The organism is Micromonospora haikouensis (assembly GCF_900091595.1).
In the GTDB taxonomy this organism is placed as follows: domain Bacteria; phylum Actinomycetota; class Actinomycetes; order Mycobacteriales; family Micromonosporaceae; genus Micromonospora; species Micromonospora haikouensis.
Genome location: NZ_FMCW01000023.1, coordinates 11,949 through 29,893, shown reverse-complemented (window position 1 = coordinate 29,893; position 17,945 = coordinate 11,949). Strand labels below are relative to the sequence as shown.

Sequence of the window (17,945 nt, the reverse complement as noted above, 5' to 3'; positions counted from 1 at the left end):
CCGTGGGAACCAGAATGGGCGACGTGGACGACAAGAGCCTCACCGAGAACAGCGCCGCGACCAACCGTACGAGCCTGTGGGGTGGCCGCTTCGCCGGCGGCCCCTCCGAGGCGCTGGCCCGGCTGTCCGTCAGCGTGCAGTTCGACTGGCGCCTCGCCCCGTACGACATCGCCGGGTCCCGCGCGCACGCCCGGGTCCTCGCGGGCGCGGGCCTGCTCGACCCCGAGGAACTGGGCAGGATGCTGGCGGCCCTCGACGACCTGGAGGCCGCCTGCGCCTCCGGCGCGTTCCGGCCCACCGTCGACGACGAGGACGTGCACACCGCCCTGGAACGGGGGCTGCTGGAACGCCTCGGCAGCCTCGGCGGCAAGCTGCGCGCCGGCCGGTCCCGCAACGACCAGGTCGCCACCGACCTGCGGCTCTACCTGCGCGACCACGCCCGGGGCGTGGCCGGTCGCCTCGTCGAGCTGGCCGAGGCCCTGGTCGAGCAGGCCGCCCGGCACGTCGACACGGCCGCGCCGGGGATGACCCACCTCCAGCACGCCCAGCCGGTCACCTTCGGGCACTGGTTGCTGGCCCACGTGCAGCCGCTGCTGCGCGATCTGGAGCGGCTGCGCGACTGGGACCACCGCACGGCGGTCAGCCCGCTCGGCGCGGGCGCGCTCGCCGGCTCCGGCCTGCCGCTGGACCCGGTGGCCGTCTCGAAGGAGCTGGGCTTCCGCACGTCCTTCGCCAACTCGATGGACGCCGTCGCCGACCGCGACTTCGTCGCCGAGTTCCTCTTCGTCACCGCGCTGGTCGGGGTGCACCTGTCCCGCCTCGGCGAGGAGGTGGTGCTCTGGACGTCGCAGGAGTTCGGCTGGGTCGAGCTGGACGACGCGTTCGCCACCGGGTCGTCGATCATGCCGCAGAAGAAGAACGCCGACATCGCCGAACTGGCCCGGGGCAAGTCCGGCCGGCTCGTCGGCGGGCTGATGGCCGTGCTCACCATGCTCAAGGGCCTGCCCATGACGTACGACCGGGACATGCAGGAGGACAAGGAGCCGGCCTTCGACGCCGTCGACACCCTGGAACTGCTGCTGCCGGCCCTCGCGGGGATGATCTCCACCATGACGGTACGCGTCGACCGCCTCGTCGCCGCCGCCCCCGTCGGCTTCTCCCTGGCCACCGAGGTCGCCGACTGGCTGGTCCGGCGCAACGTGCCGTTCCGCGACGCGCACGAGATCACCGGCAAGCTGGTGGCGCTCTGCGCCGTCCGCGAGTGCGCGCTCGACGAGGTCTCCGACGCCGACCTGGCGGCGGTCAGCGAGCACCTCGACCCGTCGGTGCGGGACGTGCTGTCGGTGCGGTCGGCCCTGGCCGCCCGGATCACCCCCGGCTCCACCGGCCCGGGGCCGGTCGCCGACCAGCTCGCCACCGCAGCCGACAAGCTGGCGGGCTGGCGGGAGTGGGCGGCCGAGACCGTCGTGCCCCGCTGACGTCCCGCGTCACGCCGAAGGCCCTCCGGCAGCACGCCGGGGGGCCTTCACCGTTCTCCCCACCGCCTGCGCCGCCCGCCCCGCCCCGCCCTGCGGCGATCTTGCACTTTGGGCCCGGGTAAAAGGGGTGAAGCGCCCTTCTGTGGGGCCGCAAGTGCAAGATCGGCGCGTGGTGGGGGAGCGGGCCGGGGGCGGCGAGGGCTGGGTGTGGTGCGGGTGCCGGGGGAGCGCGCTCGATCAGGGAAAGAGCGGGATCGGTGCGACGCCGCTGCCACTCATTCCGGGAATGAGCGCGATCTTGGGCGCCATCCTTGGGTGCTTCGCCCGGAGGCGTGCCCGTAGCAGTGTGCCCGCGGCGGTGGATCAGGCGCGGGGGCCAGGCTGCCGGGCGAGGCGCAGGAAGGACCGCCAGGCGGTGGGGGCGAAGTGGAGGGTGCCGCCGTCGCGGTCCTTGGTGTCGCGGACGAGCACGACGCCGGGCAGATTGTCGGCGACCTCGACGCAGGAACCGCCATTGCCGCCGGACTTCGTCGACTTGCGCCACTGAGGAGTCAGCATGCCCATGACTTCGCCACTTCCTTGATCAGCTCAATTGACCGGCGGCGAGGGAGGGCCTCGTTGCGCACGATCTCCCACGTCTTGGCCAGCCTAGCAATGTCGGCGGGAGCATCGATGATCTGCGCTTTCAACTGGTTGTCTGCGTGTGCGACCCGGGTGCCGTCGGGAAGCTCGGCGATGATGAACTGCCCGGCCAGCCCCAGGTACATTCCGGTGTCGGCGGGCACGACGTGCACCTGGATGTGCTCCCGCAGCGCCAGCCCGGCCAGTTGGTCGAGCTGTTCCGCCATCAGGCCCGGCTGGTCGAGCACCGGACGGCGCAGCACCGACTCGTCCAGGACGGCGATGAGCTGCGGCGGGTTGTCGCGGTCCAGCACGGCCTGCCGTTCCAGCCGGGCGGCCACGAGCAGATCGATCTCCTCCGCGGTGAATCGCCCGCCGGCCAGCGTTGCGCGGGCGTAGCGTTCGGTCTGGAGCAGCCCGGGCAGATAGGACAGCTCGAACCAGCGCAGTGTGGTTGCCTCGCGTTCGAACTCGATCCACTCGTGGAGCCATTCCGGGGTGGCGTCCAACCTGGTCAGTGCCTCCAGCATCCGCAGGTAGCGCCCGCCGGTGCCGTGGTGGTTGTCGATCGTCCGCATGTACTCGCGGGTAGGCGGTCGGCCACCGGTCTCGACCGAGCTGACGTGCGAGCCCGAGTAGCCGATCGTGCGGCCGAAGTCGTCCTGGCTCAACCCGAGTTCGGTGCGGAGCAGTCGTAGCTCGTCGAGGATGTAGCCGGTAGCGATCCCCATGGATTCCCCAACTCTCTCTCGATTGCTTTGGCGCGTCGCCCGCTGCCCCTCGGCTAATGCTCTGAACTGCGCGAACGGTGCGAGCGCGGATCGAGAGTAGTGGCCTGATCACCAGAATGTCACCTGATGGTGCCCACCCCTCGGGGCGGACTGGTGGCTGCGTGGCCCCTGTCGACCGGTGGCCTTCGACCGAGCTGGAGGAGAGTCTTATGCGTACCCTGCGGTCATGCTGGCGGGCCCGCGCGATCGCCCTGCGGATGCGCTGATGGTGCGCCGGGCGATTCCGCACGTGCCGATGCGTCCGCTGTGGAGGTGCCGCAACTGCGGTGCGGAGTGGCCCTGCCAGCCGGCCCGCCTCGGCCTGCTGGTCGAGTTCCGGGGCGATCGGACCGCCCTGCTGTTCTACCTGGCCCAGCTCATGGTCGAGGCCCGCGCCCAGCTCGCCCAGCTCCACCCCGAGCGCGCCCCCGACCTGCACGAACGGTTCCTCAACTGGGCCCGGGCCCGGGGCGACGCCGGGCCTGGCCCCGACGGCGACCCGGACCGCTGACCACGCCCCCGGTGCCGGGATCAGGCCGGCGTCGTCGGGCGCTCGCGGCGCGGCAGCTTCGCCACCACCGCCTCGTACGACGTGTCCACCGCCTCGAGCAGCTCGTCGTCGTCGATCGCCCCGGCCAGCCGGAGGCTGTTCCAGCCGAACCGCCCGACGTGCGAGGACGCGACCGCGTCGCCGGGGAACCGGTGCAGCCACTCGTCGGCCAGCTCCCGGGTCGGGGCGCACTTGAGGCCCACCCGGTCGTCGGACTCGGGGCCGAGGAAGGCGAAGATCTTGTTCCCGACCTTCACCACGACCTCGGCGTCCCACGGCTGGTCGAGCCACGCGCCGGGCTTGCCCAGGCAGTACGCCATCAGCTCCGCGCGGTCCATCATGCCTCCCCGTCGTTGTCGGTGCCGGTGTGCGGGTCGCCGCCGACCCGGCCGGTGAGTCGTTCGTGGCGCTGCCGGGCGGCCTGCGCCGAGCCGAGCCCCAGCCCGTGGCCGATCGCCTGCCAGGTCAGCCCCCGGTCGCGGGCGAGCCGCAGCAGGCCGGCCTCCAGCGCGTCCACCTCGGCGCGCAGGTGTGGCACGAGGGTGAGCGCGGCGACCAGGTCGGCCTGGTCGACCGGCTCCTCGCCGTCGGCCAGCTCCGCGCCACCGGCGGCGAGTGCGGTCACCAGGGCCACCGCCTCGTACGGGTCCAGCACGTGCGGGTGGGCGTAGCGGCGGCGGCGCGCGTCGTCGCCCGCGTGCCGCCCGGCGATCCGGGTCAACGCGGCGTAGGTGCGGTGCGCCCGCGCCCGCCCCGGATCGGGCGCGGCGAACGGTTCCTGCTGCTCCAGGCTCATGCCCCGATACCACCACTTAAACGATACGTTGTCAACGCCTCGTTCACGGATGCGTCGATGATCGACTCCATGTCGGCGACACGGGGTGGTCCCCCGGTCGGGGAGGCCCCCATGTCGCCGACATGGCGACGCCCCGCCCTCGCCCCGCCCCGCCCAAACCCGCCCAGACCGGCAGGGCGGGTCGGGGCTGGGTAGGGTCGGGCTCATGTCGTACCCCGACGTGGGTGTCGCCGGGCTGGCCGAGCTGCTCGCCGGGCCCGTCGTGCCGGCCGCGCGCGGGCTGCTCGGCTGCCGGCTCTCGGCCGGCGGGGTCACCGTCCGGATCACCGAGGTCGAGGCGTACGCGGGCACGGCCGGCGATCCCGCCTCGCACGCGCATCGCGGGCGCACTCCGCGCAACGCCGTGATGTTCGGCCCGGCCGGGCACGCCTACGTCTACTTCACCTACGGCATGCACTGGTGCGTGAACGTGGTGACCGGGCCGGAGGGGGAGGCCTCGGCGGTGCTGCTGCGGGCCGGCGAGGTGGTCGAGGGCGTCGAGGTGGCGCGGTCCCGGCGCACCGCCGTACGCCGGGATGCCGACCTGGCGCGCGGCCCGGCGCGCCTCTGCGCCGCCCTCGGCATCGACCGCACGGCGTACGGGCGCTACCTGCTCGGCGACGGGCCGGTGCGGCTGCGGCCGGCGGCCGAGCCGGTGCCCGACGCGGCGATCGCCGCCGGCCCCCGGGTCGGGGTGACCGGCGCGCACGACGTGCCGTGGCGGTTCTGGGTCGACGGCGAGCCGACCGTGAGCCAGTACCGCCGGCACGTGCCCCGCACCCGCCGCTGACCGATCCCGCCCCGCCGCTGACCTGCGGTTGGGCCCCTCTGCTCCCGGTGGGTCGCCCGGTTTCTGTCGGACCCGGTGGTGATAATCACGCCATCCGGCTCCCGGCTCGGCGAAGGACGCACCCATGACGACCCTGCTCGCGATCGGCACCGGCAAGGGCCTCTTCCTCGCCACCAGCACCGACGGCCGCCGCACCTGGCAGCTCAGCGGCCCCCACCACCCCATGACCGGGGTATACGCGGTGGCGGTCGACACCCGGCGCGAGGTGCCCCGGCTGCTCGCCGGGATGACCAGCTCGCACTTCGGGCCGAGCGTGGCCACCAGCGACGACCTGGGCGCGTCCTGGCAGGAGCCGGAGCAGGCCCCGGTCGCGTTCCCGGCCGACACCGGGGCGAGCCTCGGCCGGGTCTGGCAGCTCACGCCCGCCGGTCCGGCGGAGCCGGACGTGGTCTGGGCCGGCACCGAGCCGTCGGCGCTGTTCCGCTCCACCGACGCGGGGCGCACCTTCGAGCTGGTCCGCGCGCTGTGGGAGCACCCCCACCGGGAGCAGTGGGGCGCGGGCTTCGGCGGCCAGGCGGTGCACACCGTCCTGCCGCACCCGCACGACCCGGCCCGGATCGCGGTGGCCATGTCGACCGGCGGGGTCTACCACTCCGCCGACGCGGGCGCGACCTGGGCGCCGGGCAACACGGGCATCCGGGCCTACTTCCTGCCCGACGAGTGGCCCGAGTTCGGCCAGTGTGTGCACAAGGTCGCCCGGGACGCCGGCGACCCGGAACGGCTCTACGCGCAGAACCACCACGGCGTCTACCGTTCCGACGACGGGGGCCACACGTGGCTGTCGATCGCCGCCGGCCTGCCCAGCGACTTCGGCTTCCCGATGGTGGCGCACCCCACCCGCCCGGGGATGATCTGGTCGTTCCCCCTCGCCGCCGACTCCCGGCGTTTCCCGGTCGACGAGCGCTGCCGGGTCTACCGCTCGGCCGACGCGGGCGGGACGTGGGAGGCGCTCTCGGCGGGCCTGCCCGCCGGGCCCTACTTTCCGGCGGTGCTGCGCGACGCGATGTGCGCCGACGACGCCGACCCGACCGGCGTCTACTTCGGCACCCGCTCCGGCGAGGTCTACGCGAGCCGCGACGAGGGCGACTCCTGGTTCCTGGTCGCCGCCCACCTGCCCGACGTGCTCTGCGTCCGCGCCGCGGAGGTCTGAGTGGTCACCGTCCTGGTGCCGGGGCCGCTGCGCGGCGAGGTCGGGGGCGCGGCGCGGCTCACCGTCGCCGTCGCCGGCACGCTGCGCGACGTCCTCGACGAGCTGGCGGGGGAGTGGCCCCGGCTGGCCCGGCGGCTGCGCGACGAGCGCGGCGAGGTGCGCCGGCACGTCAACGTCTACGTGGACGGCGAGGACTGCCGCCACCTGGGCGGGCTGGACGCGCCGGTTCCGCCGGGCGCCGAGGTGCAGGTGCTCCCGTCGGTGGCCGGCGGCTGACCCGCGCCCCCACCCGCGCGCCCCGCCCGGCCCGGCCCAACTGCCCGGCCCGGCCCGCCGCCGCGTCCGGCCACCGGGACCGTAGCCCCCCGACCGACGGAATAGTTGACTCGTCAAATATGTTGTGCGCTGCGTCCGGGGCCGGAACGGTCCGGCAGCCACACGAGGAGTCGTCATGCAGTTCGGGGTCTTCACCGTCGGAGACGTGACCGTCGACCCGACCACCGGGCGGGAGCCGTCGGAGCACGAGCGGATCAAGGCGATGGTGACCATCGCGCGCAAGGTCGAGGAGGTCGGTCTCGACGTCTTCGCCACCGGCGAGCACCACAACCCGCCGTTCGTGCCGTCGTCGCCCACCACCATGCTGGGCTGGATCGCGGCCCGCACCGAGCGGCTGCTGCTCTCCACCGCCACCACCCTGATCACCACCAACGACCCGGTGAAGATCGCCGAGGACTACGCGATGCTCCAGCATCTCGCCGACGGCCGCGTCGACCTCATGCTCGGCCGGGGCAACACCGGCCCGGTCTACCCGTGGTTCGGCAAGGACATCCGGGCCGGCATCCCGCTGACCATCGAGAACTACGACCTGCTGCGCCGGCTCTGGCGCGAGGACGTGGTCGACTGGTCGGGCAAGTACCGCACCCCGTTGCAGTCGTTCACCTCGACGCCGCGCCCCCTGGACGGGGTGCCGCCGTTCGTCTGGCACGGCTCGATCCGCAGCCCGGAGATCGCCGAGCAGGCCGCCTACTACGGCGACGGCTTCTTCGCCAACCACATCTTCTGGCCCAAGGAGCACACCCAGCGGATGGTCGGCCTCTACCGGGAGCGCTTCGCCCACTACGGGCACGGCTCGCCGGACCAGGCGATCGTCGGCCTCGGCGGCCAGGTGTTCATGCGGCGCAACTCGCAGGACGCGGTGCGCGAGTTCCGCCCGTACTTCGACAACGCACCGGTCTACGGCCACGGGCCGGCGCTGGAGGACTTCATGGCGCAGACCCCGCTGACCGTCGGCAGCCCGCAGCAGGTCATCGACCGTACCCTCGGCTTCCGCGACTACGTCGGCGACTACCAGCGGCAGCTCTTCCTGATCGACCACGCGGGCCTGCCGCTGAAGACCGTGCTGGAGCAGCTCGACCTCCTCGGCGAGGAGGTGGTCCCCGTGCTGCGCCGGGAGTTCGCCGCGCTGCGGCCCGCGCACGTGCCCGACGCCCCGACGCACACGTCGCTGAAGGCCGCCCGGGACGCCGCCGTAGCCGAGGCCGCCGCCGACCCGGCTGCCGGCCCCGCCGACGCCGTCGGTGCCGCCGCGGAGGTGGGGCGATGAGCCGCCGTACCCTCGCCGTGGTCTCCGCCGGGCTCTCCCAGCCCTCGTCGACCCGACTGCTCGCCGACCAGCTCGCCGCGGCCACCCGCGACGAGCTGGCCCGGCGCGGCGTCGAGGTCGAGCTGCGCCCGATCGACCTGCGTGACCACGCCCACGACGTGGTCAACCACCTGCTCACCGGCTTCCCGCCACCGGCCCTGCGCGACGCGCTGGACACGCTCGCCGCGGCCGACGGCGTCGTGGCGGTCACGCCGATCTTCAACGCGTCCTACAGCGGCCTGTTCAAGTCGTTCTTCGACCTGTTCGACGCCACGACGCTGGCGGACCGGCCCGTGCTGATCGCCGCCACCGGCGGCACCGCCCGGCACTCCCTCGCCCTGGAACACGCCGTCCGGCCAATGTTCGCGTACCTCAGGGCGGTGGTCGTGCCCACCGCGGTCTTCGCCGCCACGGAGGACTGGTCGCAGGCGGCGGCCGACGGCGCCCTGCGCTCCCGGATCGTGCGCGCGGCCGGCGAACTGGCCGACCATGTGGCGCGCCGGCCCCCCGCCGCGCCGCCCGACCCGTTCGCGCTCACCGCCGGCTTCGACGAGCTGCTCGCCGGCCGCGACCCCTCCTGACCGCCCGGGGCCGCGGGGCCGGCGGGGCGGCCGTCGAGGTCACGCCGCGTCGGCCGGCTGCGGGTGGGCGACCAGCACCGGACAGTGCGCATGCTGTACGAGCGCCTGGCTGACCGAGCCGAGCACGAGGCCGACGAAGCCGTCGCGCCCGCGCGAGCCGATCACCACCAGGGCCGCGTCCCCGCTCAACTCGATCAGGGCGCGCTCGGGCTTGGCCGCCCGCACCGGCCGCCGCTCGACGGTCAGGCCCGGGTGGGCGGCCGTCACCTCGGCGGCGGTGGCGTCGAGCAGGTCCGCCGACTCCGCCCGGGCCGCCGCCCCGGACTCCGCCACCGCGTCGGGCACCGGGCGGGCGTCGTCGGCGCTCGCCACGTGCACCAGCACCAGGCCGGTGCCCCGGCGGGCCGCCTCGTCGGCCGCGAGCAGGGCGGCGAGCCGCCCCGGCTCCGACCCGTCCACCCCGGCGACCACCGGGCCGCCGACCGGGATCGGCTGCTCCTCGGGCCGCACCACGAGCACCGGGCAGTGCCCGTGCCCGGCCACCTGCGCACCGACCGAGCCGAGCAGCAGGCCGGCGAAGCCGCCCAGCCCTCGGCTGCCGACCACCACCAGCTCCGCCCGGCGGGACTCCGCCACCAGGGTCGCGGCGGGACCGCCGGCCACCTGGCGCGTCTCGACGGCGACGCCGGGCCAGCGTCCGCGCAGCTCCTCCGCCGTCCGGTCCAGCATCCGCCGGGCCTCCTCGGTGGGCGCGGGCAACCCCATGTCGTACGGGTTGAGCGGCACGCCGTAGCCGAGCGGGTGCAGGTAGCCGTGCACCAGCAGCAGCGGCCGGGACCGCCAGGCGGCCTGCTGCGCCGCGTGCTCGGCGGCGACCAGGCTCGACGGGGATCCGTCCACCCCCACCACGACAGGTCGGTTCATCAGCTCTCCCGGTGCTCGATCACAGGCCATTGTCGGCGCGAAGACGTTAGGAAGGGCCCCGTCCTATACAGAATGCGTTAAGAAGGGGCCCTTCCTTGCACCTCAGCGGTGGTGGCGGACGATCGCCAGCGGGGAGTCGGCGTGGTGCAGCACGGCGTGGCTGACCGAGCCGAGGAGCAGCCCGCCCCACGCGCCCCGGCCGTGCGCGCCGACGACCGTGAGCTGCGCGGTCCGCGACGCCTCGACCAGCACCCGGGCCGGCGTGCCCCGGACCAGGCGCCGGTGCACCGTCACCTCCGGGTACCGCTGCGACCAGCCAGCGACGGACTCGGCGAGCACCCGCTCCTCCTCCTCGGCCAGTGCGTCGAGGTCGTACACCAGGGGCAGCACCGCGCCGGGGGCGGCCGGGGTGGGGAAGAGCCACGCGTGCACGACCACCAGGTCGGTGTCGCGGTGCGCCGCCTCCTCGAAGGCGAACCCGATCGCCTCGTCGGACAGCGCCGAACCGTCGACGCCCACCACCACGGGCCCGTCGGCGCGGGCCTCGCCGCGCACCACGAGCACCGGGCAGTCGGCGCGCGCGGACACCCCGATCGCCGCCGAGCCGACCAGCAGCTCGGCGAAGCCGCCCAGGCCCCGCGAGCCCAGCACCAGCAGGGCCGCGTCGCGGGACTCGCGCAGCAGCACCGGGACGGGGGAGCCGTCGACGAGTTCGCCGGTCACGTCCACCTCGGTGGAGACCTTCTTCGCCTCGGCGACGGCGTCGGCGACGATCCGCTCCGCGTAGTTGCGCAGCCCGGCGTCGGGCGGGCCGCCGGGGGCCGGCCCGAGCGGGGTGCCGAGCAGCGGCCAGATGAAGGCGTGCACCACCCGCAGCGGGCGGTGCCGCGCCTCGGCCTCCCGGGTCGCCACCCGCACCGCGTGCAGCGCGGAGTCGGAACCGTCCACGCCCACCACGACGGGGGCACCGGATCTGATGGTCATCACGTCCTCCTTCTTCCGCTTCCAGCCTGCCCCGACCGCGCCGCGCCGGTCAGGGCCGCCGGACCCGGCCGACGGGCCGTTGGTCCCGGTCCGGGTGCCCAGGCCCGTCGGTCGCCGGGTCGTGCGGGCCCTCCGAGGCGCCCCGGGGCCGCAGCAGGCGCAGCGCCACGCCGGGGAGCACGGCCACGGCCGCGCAGGCGAGCAGGTCCGCCGCGCCGAGCGGGTCGGTGCCGAGCAGCACCCGCAGCGGCTCGACCAGCACGCCGGCCACCTGCAGCAGCGCCGAGACGGCCACCGCGACCAGCAGCGCCGGGTTGCCCGCCCGCCCGGCCGCGAGGACGCTGCCGCGCCGCGCCGGCCGAGGGGCCCGCACCGCCAGCGCCACCCCGAGCTGGGCCAGCCCGAGCACCACGAAGACGACCGACTGCCAGGGCCGGTCCCACCGGGCGGCGAGCATCCCGGCGCCGAGCACCACGGCCGCGATCAGCGCCCCGGTGAACAGCACGTCGCGCCCCAGGCCCGCGCCCAGCACCGACTCCTGCGGCGAGCGCGGCGCCCGGCGCAGGGTGCCCGGCTCGGCCGGCTCCGCGCCGAGCGCCACCCCCGGCACCCCGTGGGTGAGCAGGTTGACCCAGAGGATCTGCGCCGGCAGCAGCGGCACGGCCAGCCCGCACAGCGGGCCGAGCAGCATCACCGCGATCTCGGCGACCCCGCCGGACAGCGCGTAGCGCAGGAACCGGCGGATGTTGTCGTAGCTGCGCCGCCCCTCGCCGATCGCGGCGGCCACCGTGGACAGGTCGTCGTCGACCAGCACCAGGTCGGCGGCCTGGCGGGCCACCTCCGTGCCGCCGCCCATCGCCACCCCGATGTCCGCGCGGCGCAGCGCGGGCGCGTCGTTGACGCCGTCGCCGGTCATCGCCACCACGTGCCCCTGCGCCTGCAACCCGGCGATGATGTCGAGCTTCTGCTCCGGCTGGGTGCGCGCGTACACCCGGGCCGCCGGGTGCGCGTCGGTCACGTCGCCGTCGTCGCCCCGCACCACCGGGTCGCCGTCGCGCCACAGCCCGAGCTGTCCGCCGATGGCGGCGGCCGTCGCCGGGTGGTCGCCGGTGACCAGCAGCAGCCGTACGCCGGCGGCGTCGAACCGGCGCGCGATCTCGGCGGCACCGGCCCGCAGCGGGTCGCCGACCGCGACCAGCCCCACCGGGCGCAGCCCGGTCGGCGTGGCCGGGTCGGGGATCGTGTCCACCAGCGCCGCGGCGACCGCGAGCACCCGCAGCCCCGCCCCCGCCAGGTCGTGCGCCCGCGCGGTCAGCGCCGCGATCTCCGCGTCGTCCGCGTCGAGCAGCGGCGCGGCGAGCACGTTCTCCGGCGCGCCCTTGCACACCACCAACCAGCGGCCGTCGCAGGACCGGTGCACCGTCGTCATCCGCCGGTTCGCCTGGTCGAACGGGTGCTCGGCGACCCGGGGCCACGCCGCCCGGGTCAGCGCCGGGTCCAGCCCGCACCGGGCGGCGAAGGCCACCAGCGCCGCCTCCAGCGGGTCACCGACCGCCGCCCACCCCGGCCGCTCCTGCGTGGGCGGGGCCAGCGCGGCGTCGTTGCAGAGCAGCCCGGCCCGCGCCAGGCGGCGCAGCTCGTCGGGTACGCCCACCGCCCCGCCCTCGCGGCGCACCGTCCCGCGCGGCTCGTAGCCGGAGCCGGTCACCTCGTAGCCGGAGCCGTCGGCGGTCACCGCCCGCTGCACCGCCATCCGGCCCTCGGTGAGCGTGCCCGTCTTGTCGGACGCGATGACGGTCACCGAGCCCAGCGTCTCCACCGCGTGCAGCTGCCGGGGAATCGCCCGCGCCGTGGCCATCCGTCGCGCCCCCAGCGCCAGGGCCAGGGTCACCACGGCCGGCAGCGACTCCGGCACCGCCGCGACGACCAGGCTCACCGCCGTGATCGCCATGTCCACCACGGGCCGGCCGCCGAGCACGCCGATGCCGAAGACCAGCGCCGACAGCCCCACCGCGACCAGCCCCAGCAGCCGGCCCAGGCCGGCGAGCCGGCGCTGCATCGGGGTGGCCCCGGGGCGGGTGGCCGACACCAGCGTGCTGATCCGGCCCAGGGCGCTCGCGGGGCCGGTGCGGACCACCGTGCCGGTGCCCCGGCCCACGGTCACCACCGTGCCGGCGGCGACCTCCTCGCCGACGTCCCGGCTCACCGGCACCGACTCGCCGGTCAGCGCCGACTCGTCCAGGTGCAGCCGGTTGGCCCGCTCCAGCCGCAGGTCGGCCGGGACGACGTCGCCGGCCTCGACGCGTGCCAGATCGCCACGGACCACGGCGGAGGCCGGCACGATCAGGTCCGCGCCGTCGCGGACGACCCGGGCGGTCGGCGCGGCGAGCTGGTCCAGCGCGGCGATCGCGCGGTCCGCGCGGACCTCCTGCACCACCCCGATCGCGGTGTTCACCAGCACCACCAGGGCGATGACGGCGGTGTCCGGCCAGTCGCCGAGCACGCCGGTGACCACGGCCGCGGCCAGCAGGAGCGCCACCAGCGGGTCGGCGAGCTGACGCAGGACGCGGGTCGCCAGGTGCCGGCGCTGCGGCCGGGCGACGCTGTTGGGGCCCTCGGCGGCCAGCCGCGCGGCGGCCTCGGCGGCCCCCAGGCCCGTCGGCTCGGCGGGGCCGTCCGGCGCGGCCGTGCGGGGCCGGGTGTCAGCGAGCATCGGTCCGCTCCCGTCCGACGGGTACTGCCACCACTGACCTCCCTGTCCGCGCGGCGCGTCACCGGGCACGCCGTCCCCCTCCACCGTCGCGCCGCCGCCCGGCGCGGCGGCAGAGGCGTTTCTCCCGCGTGGCCCGGGACCAACGGCCCTGACGCCGCAGGCCGCACAGGAGTCGGATGGGAGGCAGGACGATCGACAAGGAGGTCGAAGATGTCCACCGTCACGAAGTTCAGGGGCGGCGGCACGCTCGCGCCGTTCGACTGGACCAACCTGTCCTGGCTGCCGATGCTGGCCCCGACCATCAGGGTCGAGGACTACCTCGACGGCGACCGGTACGTGGTGCGCGCCGAACTGCCGGGCGTCGACCCGGCCAAGGACGTGCGGATCACCCTGACCGGGGAGAACCTGCGGCTGGACGTGGTGCGCCGGGAGAGCCACGCCGACAAGGTCCGCACCGAGTTCCACTACGGCTCCTTCTCCCGGCTGGTCCCGCTGCCCGCGGGGCTGAAGCAGGAGACCCTCAGGGCCGCGTACGCCGACGGGATCCTGGAGATCACCGCCACGGTCGGCGAGACGGAGCCGACCGCCCGGGAGATCCCGATCACCGTCGAGCACGGCGGCGCCCACTGAGGTGACCACGGGGCCCGGCCGCGCGCCGGGCCCCTCCCACGACGAGGAGACCCGCCGATGACCCCGCTCGACATGCTCCGCGAACACCCGTTCCTGACCGGCGTGCCCGAGGAGTGGCTGCCCCGGCTCACCGGGTACGCCCGACCCGTCGTCTGGCACCCCGGGCACCGGCTGTTCCGGGCCGGTCAGCCCGCCGAGCGGTTCTGGCTGGTCCGGGGCGGTGAGGTGGCCCTGGACTTCCCGGTCCCCGGGCGCGGCGACGTGGGCATCGACACGATCGGCCCGGGCGGGGTGCTCGGCTGGTCCTGGCTGTTCCCGCCGTACCGGTGGCAGTTCGGCGCGGTCGCCGTGCGCCGCACCCCGGCCGTGGAGTTCACCGCCGCCGGGGTGCGCCGGATGATGGAGTACGACGACGCGTTCGGCCGGCAGCTCACCACCCGGTTCATGAGCGTGGTGGTGGACCGGCTCCAGTCGGCCCGCATCCGCCTGCTCGACCTCTACGGCTACCCGATGGCGCTGCCCCCGACGGGCTGACCCGGACCTCGGGCCGGGTTCTGGCCCGGTTGGCCCCGGGGCGCGCCGTCCGGTGGGGGCGGCTCCTGCCGGCGCATAGGGAGCTGAGTCGAAAACGACATCACACACTCGTGATGACGTAGATGACTCAGCTCCCTATGCGCCGTCTCGCAGCATCGACGGCCCTGTCCCACGGCCTCGCCCCGGTTGCCGGACCCTGGCCACGGCCAACCATCCCCGCGACCGGACGTCACCCGGCTTCGGTGGAGCCCCGGACGGCGTCGCCGTCGACGCGGCGGTGCACGATCAGCTCGTCGACCTCCAGCCGACCGATGCGCAGCTCCCGGATCACCGCCCGGCGGATCGCCAGCCGCCCGATCGCGACGACGGCCAGGGCGCTTGCCCCCATCGCCAGCGCCCCGACGGCCATCGCCCCCGCGGAGAGCGCGCCCACCGCCCGCGCCCCCGTCGCCTGGGCGCCGGTGGCCGCCGCGCCCGTTGCCCGCGCCGGGGCCAGCCGGCCCAGGACCCGATCAGACGTCCGTGATTCCCTCATGGCACCCGATCCTGTCATGATCCCGCGACCCGGCGGGCCGCCGTCCCGGGACTGCCGGGTGCTCAGTTGACGGTCAGGCCCCGGGCGGCGAACTGGCCGCGTACCCGGTCCAGCAGCTCCGGCGTGGGCGGCTCGGTGTCGGCGAGCGGGAACGTCAGGCCCAGCTCGGCGTACTTGTGTGCGCCGAGCCGGTGGAACGGCAGCACCTCCACCCGTTGCAGGCTGGGCAGCTCGGCGGCGAAGTCGGCGACCCCGGCCACGTTGTCGGGCGCGTCGGTGAGGCCGGGCACCAGCACGAACCGGATCCAGATCGGGGTGCCCCGGGCCGCCAGCCGGCGGCCGAAGCGCAGGGTCGGGGCGATCTCGCCGGTGCGGGTCACCCGCCGGTACGTCGCCGGGTCGCGCGACTTGACGTCCAGCAGCACCAGGTCGGTGGCGTCGAGCAGGGCGTCGTCGGCGCGCGTACCGAGGAAGCCGGAGGTGTCCAGGGCGGTGTGCAGGCCCAGGGCGTGGCAGCGGCGCAGCACCTCGCCGGTGAACCGAGGCTGCATCAGCGGCTCGCCGCCGCTGATCGTCACCCCGCCGCCGGCCACCGAGATGAACCGCCGGTACCGCTCCACCTGAGCCATCAGCTCGTCGACCGTCTGGTGCCGGCCGCTGCGCCGGTACCAGGTGTCCGGGCTGTGGCAGAACCGGCAGCGCAGCGGGCAGCCCGCCAGGAACGCCACGAACCGGGTCCCGGGGCCGTCCACCCCGATCGACAGGTCCCACGAGTGCACCGCCCCGGTCAGCTCCCGCCCGTCCCCGGCGGGCCCTCGCCCGGCCCGTGCCGGCAGCGGCGCGGCCCCGGCCGGCGGGGCGCCCGCCCCGCCGGCCCGGCCGGTCGCCAGCGGCCCGGTCACAGCGAACCGTGGAAGGTGCGGGACACCACGTCGCGCTGCTGCTCCGGCGTGAGCCGGACGAAGTTCACCGCGTATCCGGAGACCCGGACGGTGAGCTGCGGGTAGCGCTCCGGGTGGGCCATCGCGTCGAGCAGGGTCGCCCGGTCCAGCACGTTGACGTTGAGGTGGAACCCGCCCGCGTCGGCGTACCCGTCGAGCACCCCGGCCAGGTTGGCGATCCGCTCGTCGCGGGTGTGCCCCAGCCCGTCGGGGGTCACCGTGCCGGTCAACGAGATCCCGTCGCGCGCCGCGCCGTACGGCAGCTTCGCCACCGACAGCGCCGACGCGACCAGGCCGTGGGTGTCCCGCCCGTTCATCGGGTTCGCGCCGGGGGCGAACGGCTCGCCGGCCCGCCGCCCGTCGGGGGTGGTGCCGGTGTGCTTGCCGTACACCACGTTCGAGGTGATGGTGAGCACCGACATGGTCAGCTCCGCGTCGCGGTAGGTGCGCTGCCGGCGCAGCTTCTCCGCGAACGTCTCCACCAGCCACACCGCGATCTCGTCGGCCCGGTCGTCGTCGTTGCCGTACGTGGGCGGCTCGCCCTCCACGGCGTAGTCGACGGCCAGCCCGGTGGCGTCGCGCAGCACCTTCACCCGGCCGTACCGGATGGCGGCGAGGCTGTCCACCGCCACCGACAGCCCGGCGACCCCGGTGGCCATGAACCGGTGCACCGGGTGGTCGTGCAGCGCCATCTCCAGCCGCTCGTAGGCGTACCGGTCGTGCATGTGGTGGATGACGTTCAGCGCGTCCACGTACGTCTCGGCCAGCCAGTCCAGCGTCCGGTCGTACGCGGCGAGCACCTCGTCGTAGTCGAGCGTCTCGCCGCCGACCGGCGGGGCGGGTGGGGCGACCTGGTCGCCGGTCAGCTCGTCCCGGCCGCCGTTGATCGCGTACAGCAGCGCCTTGGCCAGGTTCGCCCGCGCCCCGAAGAACTGCATGTCCTTGCCGACCCGCATCGCCGACACGCAGCAGGCGATCGCGGTGTCGTCGTCGTACGCGGGCCGGATCAGCTCGTCGTTCTCGTACTGGATGGCGCTGGTGTCCAGCGACACCTGGGCGCAGAACCGCTTGAACCCCTCGGGGAGCCGGGGCGACCACAGCACGGTCAGGTTCGGCTCCGGTGCCGGCCCCAGGTTGTAGAGGGTCTGCAGGTAGCGGAAGCTGGTGCGGGTCACCAGCGGCCGGCCGTCGGCGCCGATGCCGCCGAGGGACTCGGTGACCCACGTCGGGTCGCCGGAGAAGAGCTGGTCGTACTCGGGGGTGCGCAGGAACCGCACGATCCGCAGCTTGATCACGAAGTCGTCGACCAGTTCCTGCGCGCCGGCCTCGTCCAGCCGCCCCTCGGCGAGGTCCCGCCGCAGGTAGGCGTCCACGAAGTTCGCGGTCCGCCCGAGCGACATCGCCGCGCCGTTCTGCTCCTTCGTGGCGGCCAGGTACGCGAAGTACAGCCACTGGATCGCCTCGCGGCCGGTCGTGGCGGGGCCGGAGACGTCGTAGCCGTAGGCGGCGGCCATCTGCGTCAGCTCGCCGAGGGCGCGGATCTGCTCGGCCAGCTCCTCCCGCTCGCGGATCACGTCGTCGGTCGACGGCCGGTCGTCCAGGGCCGCCTTCAGCGCCCGGCGCTCGGCGACGAGCCGGTCCACCCCGTACAGGGCCACCCGCCGGTAGTCGCCGATGATCCGGCCCCGCCCGTACGCGTCGGGCAGGCCGGTGATGATGTGCGAGCGCCGCGCCGCGAGGACGTCCGACGGGTACGCGTCGAACACCGCGTCGTTGTGGGTCCGGCGGTAGCGGGTGTAGATCCGGTGCACCGCCGGGTCCGGCTCGTAGCCGTACGCCCGCAGCGCGGTCTCGACCATCCGCAGCCCGCCGGCCGGCATGATCGCCCGGCGCAGCGGCGCGTCGGTCTGCAACCCGACGATCAGCTCCCGGTCGGCGTCGATGTACCCGGGGGCGTGGGCGGTGATCGTGGACGGGGTGGCCGCGTCGACGTCGTACACGCCGCGGCGGCGCTCCTCGCCGAACATGTCGGTGAGCCGTCCCCAGACCGCCAGGGTCCGCTCGGTCGGGCCGGCGAGGAAGCCGGCGTCGCCGGTGTACGGCTCGTGGTTGCGGCGCACGAAGTCCGCCACGTCGATCGTGGTGCGCCACGCCCCCTCGGCGAAGCCCCGCCACGGGTCGCGGATGTGCTCGGTGCCGGTCATCGT

At 75.0% G+C, this 17,945-nt stretch carries 19 protein-coding genes; 9 read left to right on the top strand and 10 right to left on the bottom strand.

All coding sequences use genetic code 11. From position 1 onward, the window contains the following. The first annotated feature begins 14 nt into the window (after nt 1–14). Entirely contained in the window at nt 15–1,478 is a 1,464-nt protein-coding gene (gene argH / locus GA0070558_RS22520; protein WP_043968044.1) for an argininosuccinate lyase, read from the top strand. Between the two features lie 363 nt (nt 1,479–1,841). On the opposite strand, the gene GA0070558_RS22515 is transcribed toward argH, so the two are convergent. Together GA0070558_RS22515 and GA0070558_RS22510 are read right to left on the bottom strand one after the other, a co-directional pair. After that, complete coding sequence (locus GA0070558_RS22515; RefSeq protein ID WP_091283473.1) at nt 1,842–2,036, bottom strand: DUF397 domain-containing protein; 195 nt, start codon at nt 2,034–2,036, stop codon at nt 1,842–1,844. Next, nucleotides 2,030–2,830 (bottom strand): helix-turn-helix domain-containing protein, encoded by an 801-nt coding sequence (locus GA0070558_RS22510; RefSeq protein WP_091283355.1) that lies wholly within the window; start codon nt 2,828–2,830, stop codon nt 2,030–2,032. The genes GA0070558_RS22515 and GA0070558_RS22510 overlap by 7 nt, the downstream gene beginning before the upstream one ends. A gap of 226 nt (nt 2,831–3,056) precedes the next feature. Between GA0070558_RS22510 and GA0070558_RS22505 the strand changes: the two genes are divergently transcribed. Continuing rightward, nucleotides 3,057–3,380, top strand: a complete 324-nt coding sequence (locus tag GA0070558_RS22505; RefSeq protein WP_256092073.1) for a flavin reductase — start codon at nt 3,057–3,059, stop codon at nt 3,378–3,380. A gap of 20 nt (nt 3,381–3,400) precedes the next feature. On the opposite strand, the gene GA0070558_RS22500 is transcribed toward GA0070558_RS22505, so the two are convergent. Beyond that, nucleotides 3,401–3,757, bottom strand: a complete 357-nt coding sequence (locus tag GA0070558_RS22500; RefSeq protein ID WP_077939430.1) for an MmcQ/YjbR family DNA-binding protein — start codon at nt 3,755–3,757, stop codon at nt 3,401–3,403. Continuing rightward, a complete protein-coding gene (locus GA0070558_RS22495; protein WP_077939431.1) occupies nt 3,757–4,215 on the bottom strand; it encodes a DNA-binding protein in 459 nt (152 codons plus the stop codon). Before GA0070558_RS22495 ends, GA0070558_RS22500 begins: the two co-directional genes overlap by 1 nt. A gap of 205 nt (nt 4,216–4,420) precedes the next feature. On the opposite strand from GA0070558_RS22495, the gene GA0070558_RS22490 reads away from it, so the two are divergent. The 5 genes from GA0070558_RS22490 to GA0070558_RS22470 all read left to right on the top strand — a co-directional run bounded on the left by GA0070558_RS22490 (nt 4,421) and on the right by GA0070558_RS22470 (nt 8,477). Beyond that, nucleotides 4,421–5,044 carry a DNA-3-methyladenine glycosylase gene (locus GA0070558_RS22490; protein ID WP_091283350.1) on the top strand — a complete coding sequence of 208 codons (624 nt, stop codon included), beginning with the start codon at nt 4,421–4,423 and terminating at the stop codon, nt 5,042–5,044. Nucleotides 5,045–5,168: 124 nt separating this feature from the next. Then, nucleotides 5,169–6,254 carry a WD40/YVTN/BNR-like repeat-containing protein gene (locus GA0070558_RS22485; protein ID WP_091283348.1) on the top strand — a complete coding sequence of 362 codons (1,086 nt, stop codon included), beginning with the start codon at nt 5,169–5,171 and terminating at the stop codon, nt 6,252–6,254. Next, complete coding sequence (locus GA0070558_RS22480; RefSeq protein ID WP_176734312.1) at nt 6,255–6,530, top strand: ubiquitin-like small modifier protein 1; 276 nt, start codon at nt 6,255–6,257, stop codon at nt 6,528–6,530. 175 nt (nt 6,531–6,705) lie between these two features. Next, entirely contained in the window at nt 6,706–7,857 is a 1,152-nt protein-coding gene (locus GA0070558_RS22475) for an LLM class flavin-dependent oxidoreductase (protein ID WP_091283346.1), read from the top strand. Further along, nucleotides 7,854–8,477 carry an FMN reductase gene (locus tag GA0070558_RS22470; RefSeq protein WP_091283345.1) on the top strand — a complete coding sequence of 208 codons (624 nt, stop codon included), beginning with the start codon at nt 7,854–7,856 and terminating at the stop codon, nt 8,475–8,477. Before GA0070558_RS22475 ends, GA0070558_RS22470 begins: the two co-directional genes overlap by 4 nt. Before the next feature lie 39 nt (nt 8,478–8,516). Here the strand turns inward: GA0070558_RS22470 and GA0070558_RS22465 are convergent, their stop codons facing one another. The 3 genes from GA0070558_RS22465 to GA0070558_RS22455 all read right to left on the bottom strand — a co-directional run bounded on the left by GA0070558_RS22465 (nt 8,517) and on the right by GA0070558_RS22455 (nt 13,098). After that, complete coding sequence (locus GA0070558_RS22465) at nt 8,517–9,401, bottom strand: universal stress protein (RefSeq protein ID WP_091283343.1); 885 nt, start codon at nt 9,399–9,401, stop codon at nt 8,517–8,519. A 102-nt stretch (nt 9,402–9,503) separates the two neighbouring features. Beyond that, nucleotides 9,504–10,385, bottom strand: a complete 882-nt coding sequence (locus GA0070558_RS22460; protein WP_091283341.1) for a universal stress protein — start codon at nt 10,383–10,385, stop codon at nt 9,504–9,506. Between the two features lie 49 nt (nt 10,386–10,434). Further along, nucleotides 10,435–13,098, bottom strand: a complete 2,664-nt coding sequence (locus tag GA0070558_RS22455; protein ID WP_091283340.1) for a cation-translocating P-type ATPase — start codon at nt 13,096–13,098, stop codon at nt 10,435–10,437. 210 nt (nt 13,099–13,308) lie between these two features. Between GA0070558_RS22455 and GA0070558_RS22450 the strand changes: the two genes are divergently transcribed. Together GA0070558_RS22450 and GA0070558_RS22445 are read left to right on the top strand one after the other, a co-directional pair. Continuing rightward, entirely contained in the window at nt 13,309–13,728 is a 420-nt protein-coding gene (locus tag GA0070558_RS22450; RefSeq protein ID WP_091283338.1) for an Hsp20/alpha crystallin family protein, read from the top strand. Between the two features lie 57 nt (nt 13,729–13,785). Then, a complete protein-coding gene (locus GA0070558_RS22445; protein WP_043968061.1) occupies nt 13,786–14,262 on the top strand; it encodes a cyclic nucleotide-binding domain-containing protein in 477 nt (158 codons plus the stop codon). A 229-nt stretch (nt 14,263–14,491) separates the two neighbouring features. On the opposite strand, the gene GA0070558_RS22440 is transcribed toward GA0070558_RS22445, so the two are convergent. The 3 genes from GA0070558_RS22440 to pflB all read right to left on the bottom strand — a co-directional run bounded on the left by GA0070558_RS22440 (nt 14,492) and on the right by pflB (nt 17,942). Continuing rightward, nucleotides 14,492–14,797, bottom strand: a complete 306-nt coding sequence (locus GA0070558_RS22440) for a hypothetical protein (protein WP_091283337.1) — start codon at nt 14,795–14,797, stop codon at nt 14,492–14,494. 62 nt (nt 14,798–14,859) lie between these two features. Next, complete coding sequence (pflA, locus tag GA0070558_RS22435) at nt 14,860–15,699, bottom strand: pyruvate formate-lyase-activating protein (protein ID WP_439709626.1); 840 nt, start codon at nt 15,697–15,699, stop codon at nt 14,860–14,862. After that, the gene (pflB, locus tag GA0070558_RS22430; protein WP_091283466.1) at nt 15,696–17,942 is read right to left on the bottom strand and encodes a formate C-acetyltransferase; all 2,247 of its coding nucleotides are present in this window, start codon (nt 17,940–17,942) and stop codon (nt 15,696–15,698) included. The genes pflA and pflB overlap by 4 nt, the downstream gene beginning before the upstream one ends. Between the last annotated feature and the right edge of the window lie 3 nt (nt 17,943–17,945).

Coding starts and splice junctions, on each gene's coding strand:
- GA0070558_RS22490 (WP_091283350.1), top strand. CDS start 4,421: ATGTCGTACCCCGACGTGGGTGTCGCCGGGCTGGCCGAGCTGCTCGCC.
- GA0070558_RS22455 (WP_091283340.1), bottom strand. CDS start 13,098: ATGCTCGCTGACACCCGGCCCCGCACGGCCGCGCCGGACGGCCCCGCC.
- GA0070558_RS22445 (WP_043968061.1), top strand. CDS start 13,786: ATGACCCCGCTCGACATGCTCCGCGAACACCCGTTCCTGACCGGCGTG.
- pflB (WP_091283466.1), bottom strand. CDS start 17,942: ATGACCGGCACCGAGCACATCCGCGACCCGTGGCGGGGCTTCGCCGAG.
- GA0070558_RS22515 (WP_091283473.1), bottom strand. CDS start 2,036: ATGCTGACTCCTCAGTGGCGCAAGTCGACGAAGTCCGGCGGCAATGGC.
- GA0070558_RS22450 (WP_091283338.1), top strand. CDS start 13,309: ATGTCCACCGTCACGAAGTTCAGGGGCGGCGGCACGCTCGCGCCGTTC.
- GA0070558_RS22440 (WP_091283337.1), bottom strand. CDS start 14,797: ATGAGGGAATCACGGACGTCTGATCGGGTCCTGGGCCGGCTGGCCCCG.
- GA0070558_RS22465 (WP_091283343.1), bottom strand. CDS start 9,401: ATGAACCGACCTGTCGTGGTGGGGGTGGACGGATCCCCGTCGAGCCTG.
- GA0070558_RS22505 (WP_256092073.1), top strand. CDS start 3,057: ATGCTGGCGGGCCCGCGCGATCGCCCTGCGGATGCGCTGATGGTGCGC.
- GA0070558_RS22510 (WP_091283355.1), bottom strand. CDS start 2,830: ATGGGGATCGCTACCGGCTACATCCTCGACGAGCTACGACTGCTCCGC.
- GA0070558_RS22495 (WP_077939431.1), bottom strand. CDS start 4,215: ATGAGCCTGGAGCAGCAGGAACCGTTCGCCGCGCCCGATCCGGGGCGG.
- argH (WP_043968044.1), top strand. CDS start 15: ATGGGCGACGTGGACGACAAGAGCCTCACCGAGAACAGCGCCGCGACC.
- GA0070558_RS22475 (WP_091283346.1), top strand. CDS start 6,706: ATGCAGTTCGGGGTCTTCACCGTCGGAGACGTGACCGTCGACCCGACC.
- GA0070558_RS22485 (WP_091283348.1), top strand. CDS start 5,169: ATGACGACCCTGCTCGCGATCGGCACCGGCAAGGGCCTCTTCCTCGCC.
- GA0070558_RS22460 (WP_091283341.1), bottom strand. CDS start 10,385: ATGACCATCAGATCCGGTGCCCCCGTCGTGGTGGGCGTGGACGGTTCC.
- GA0070558_RS22500 (WP_077939430.1), bottom strand. CDS start 3,757: ATGGACCGCGCGGAGCTGATGGCGTACTGCCTGGGCAAGCCCGGCGCG.
- GA0070558_RS22470 (WP_091283345.1), top strand. CDS start 7,854: ATGAGCCGCCGTACCCTCGCCGTGGTCTCCGCCGGGCTCTCCCAGCCC.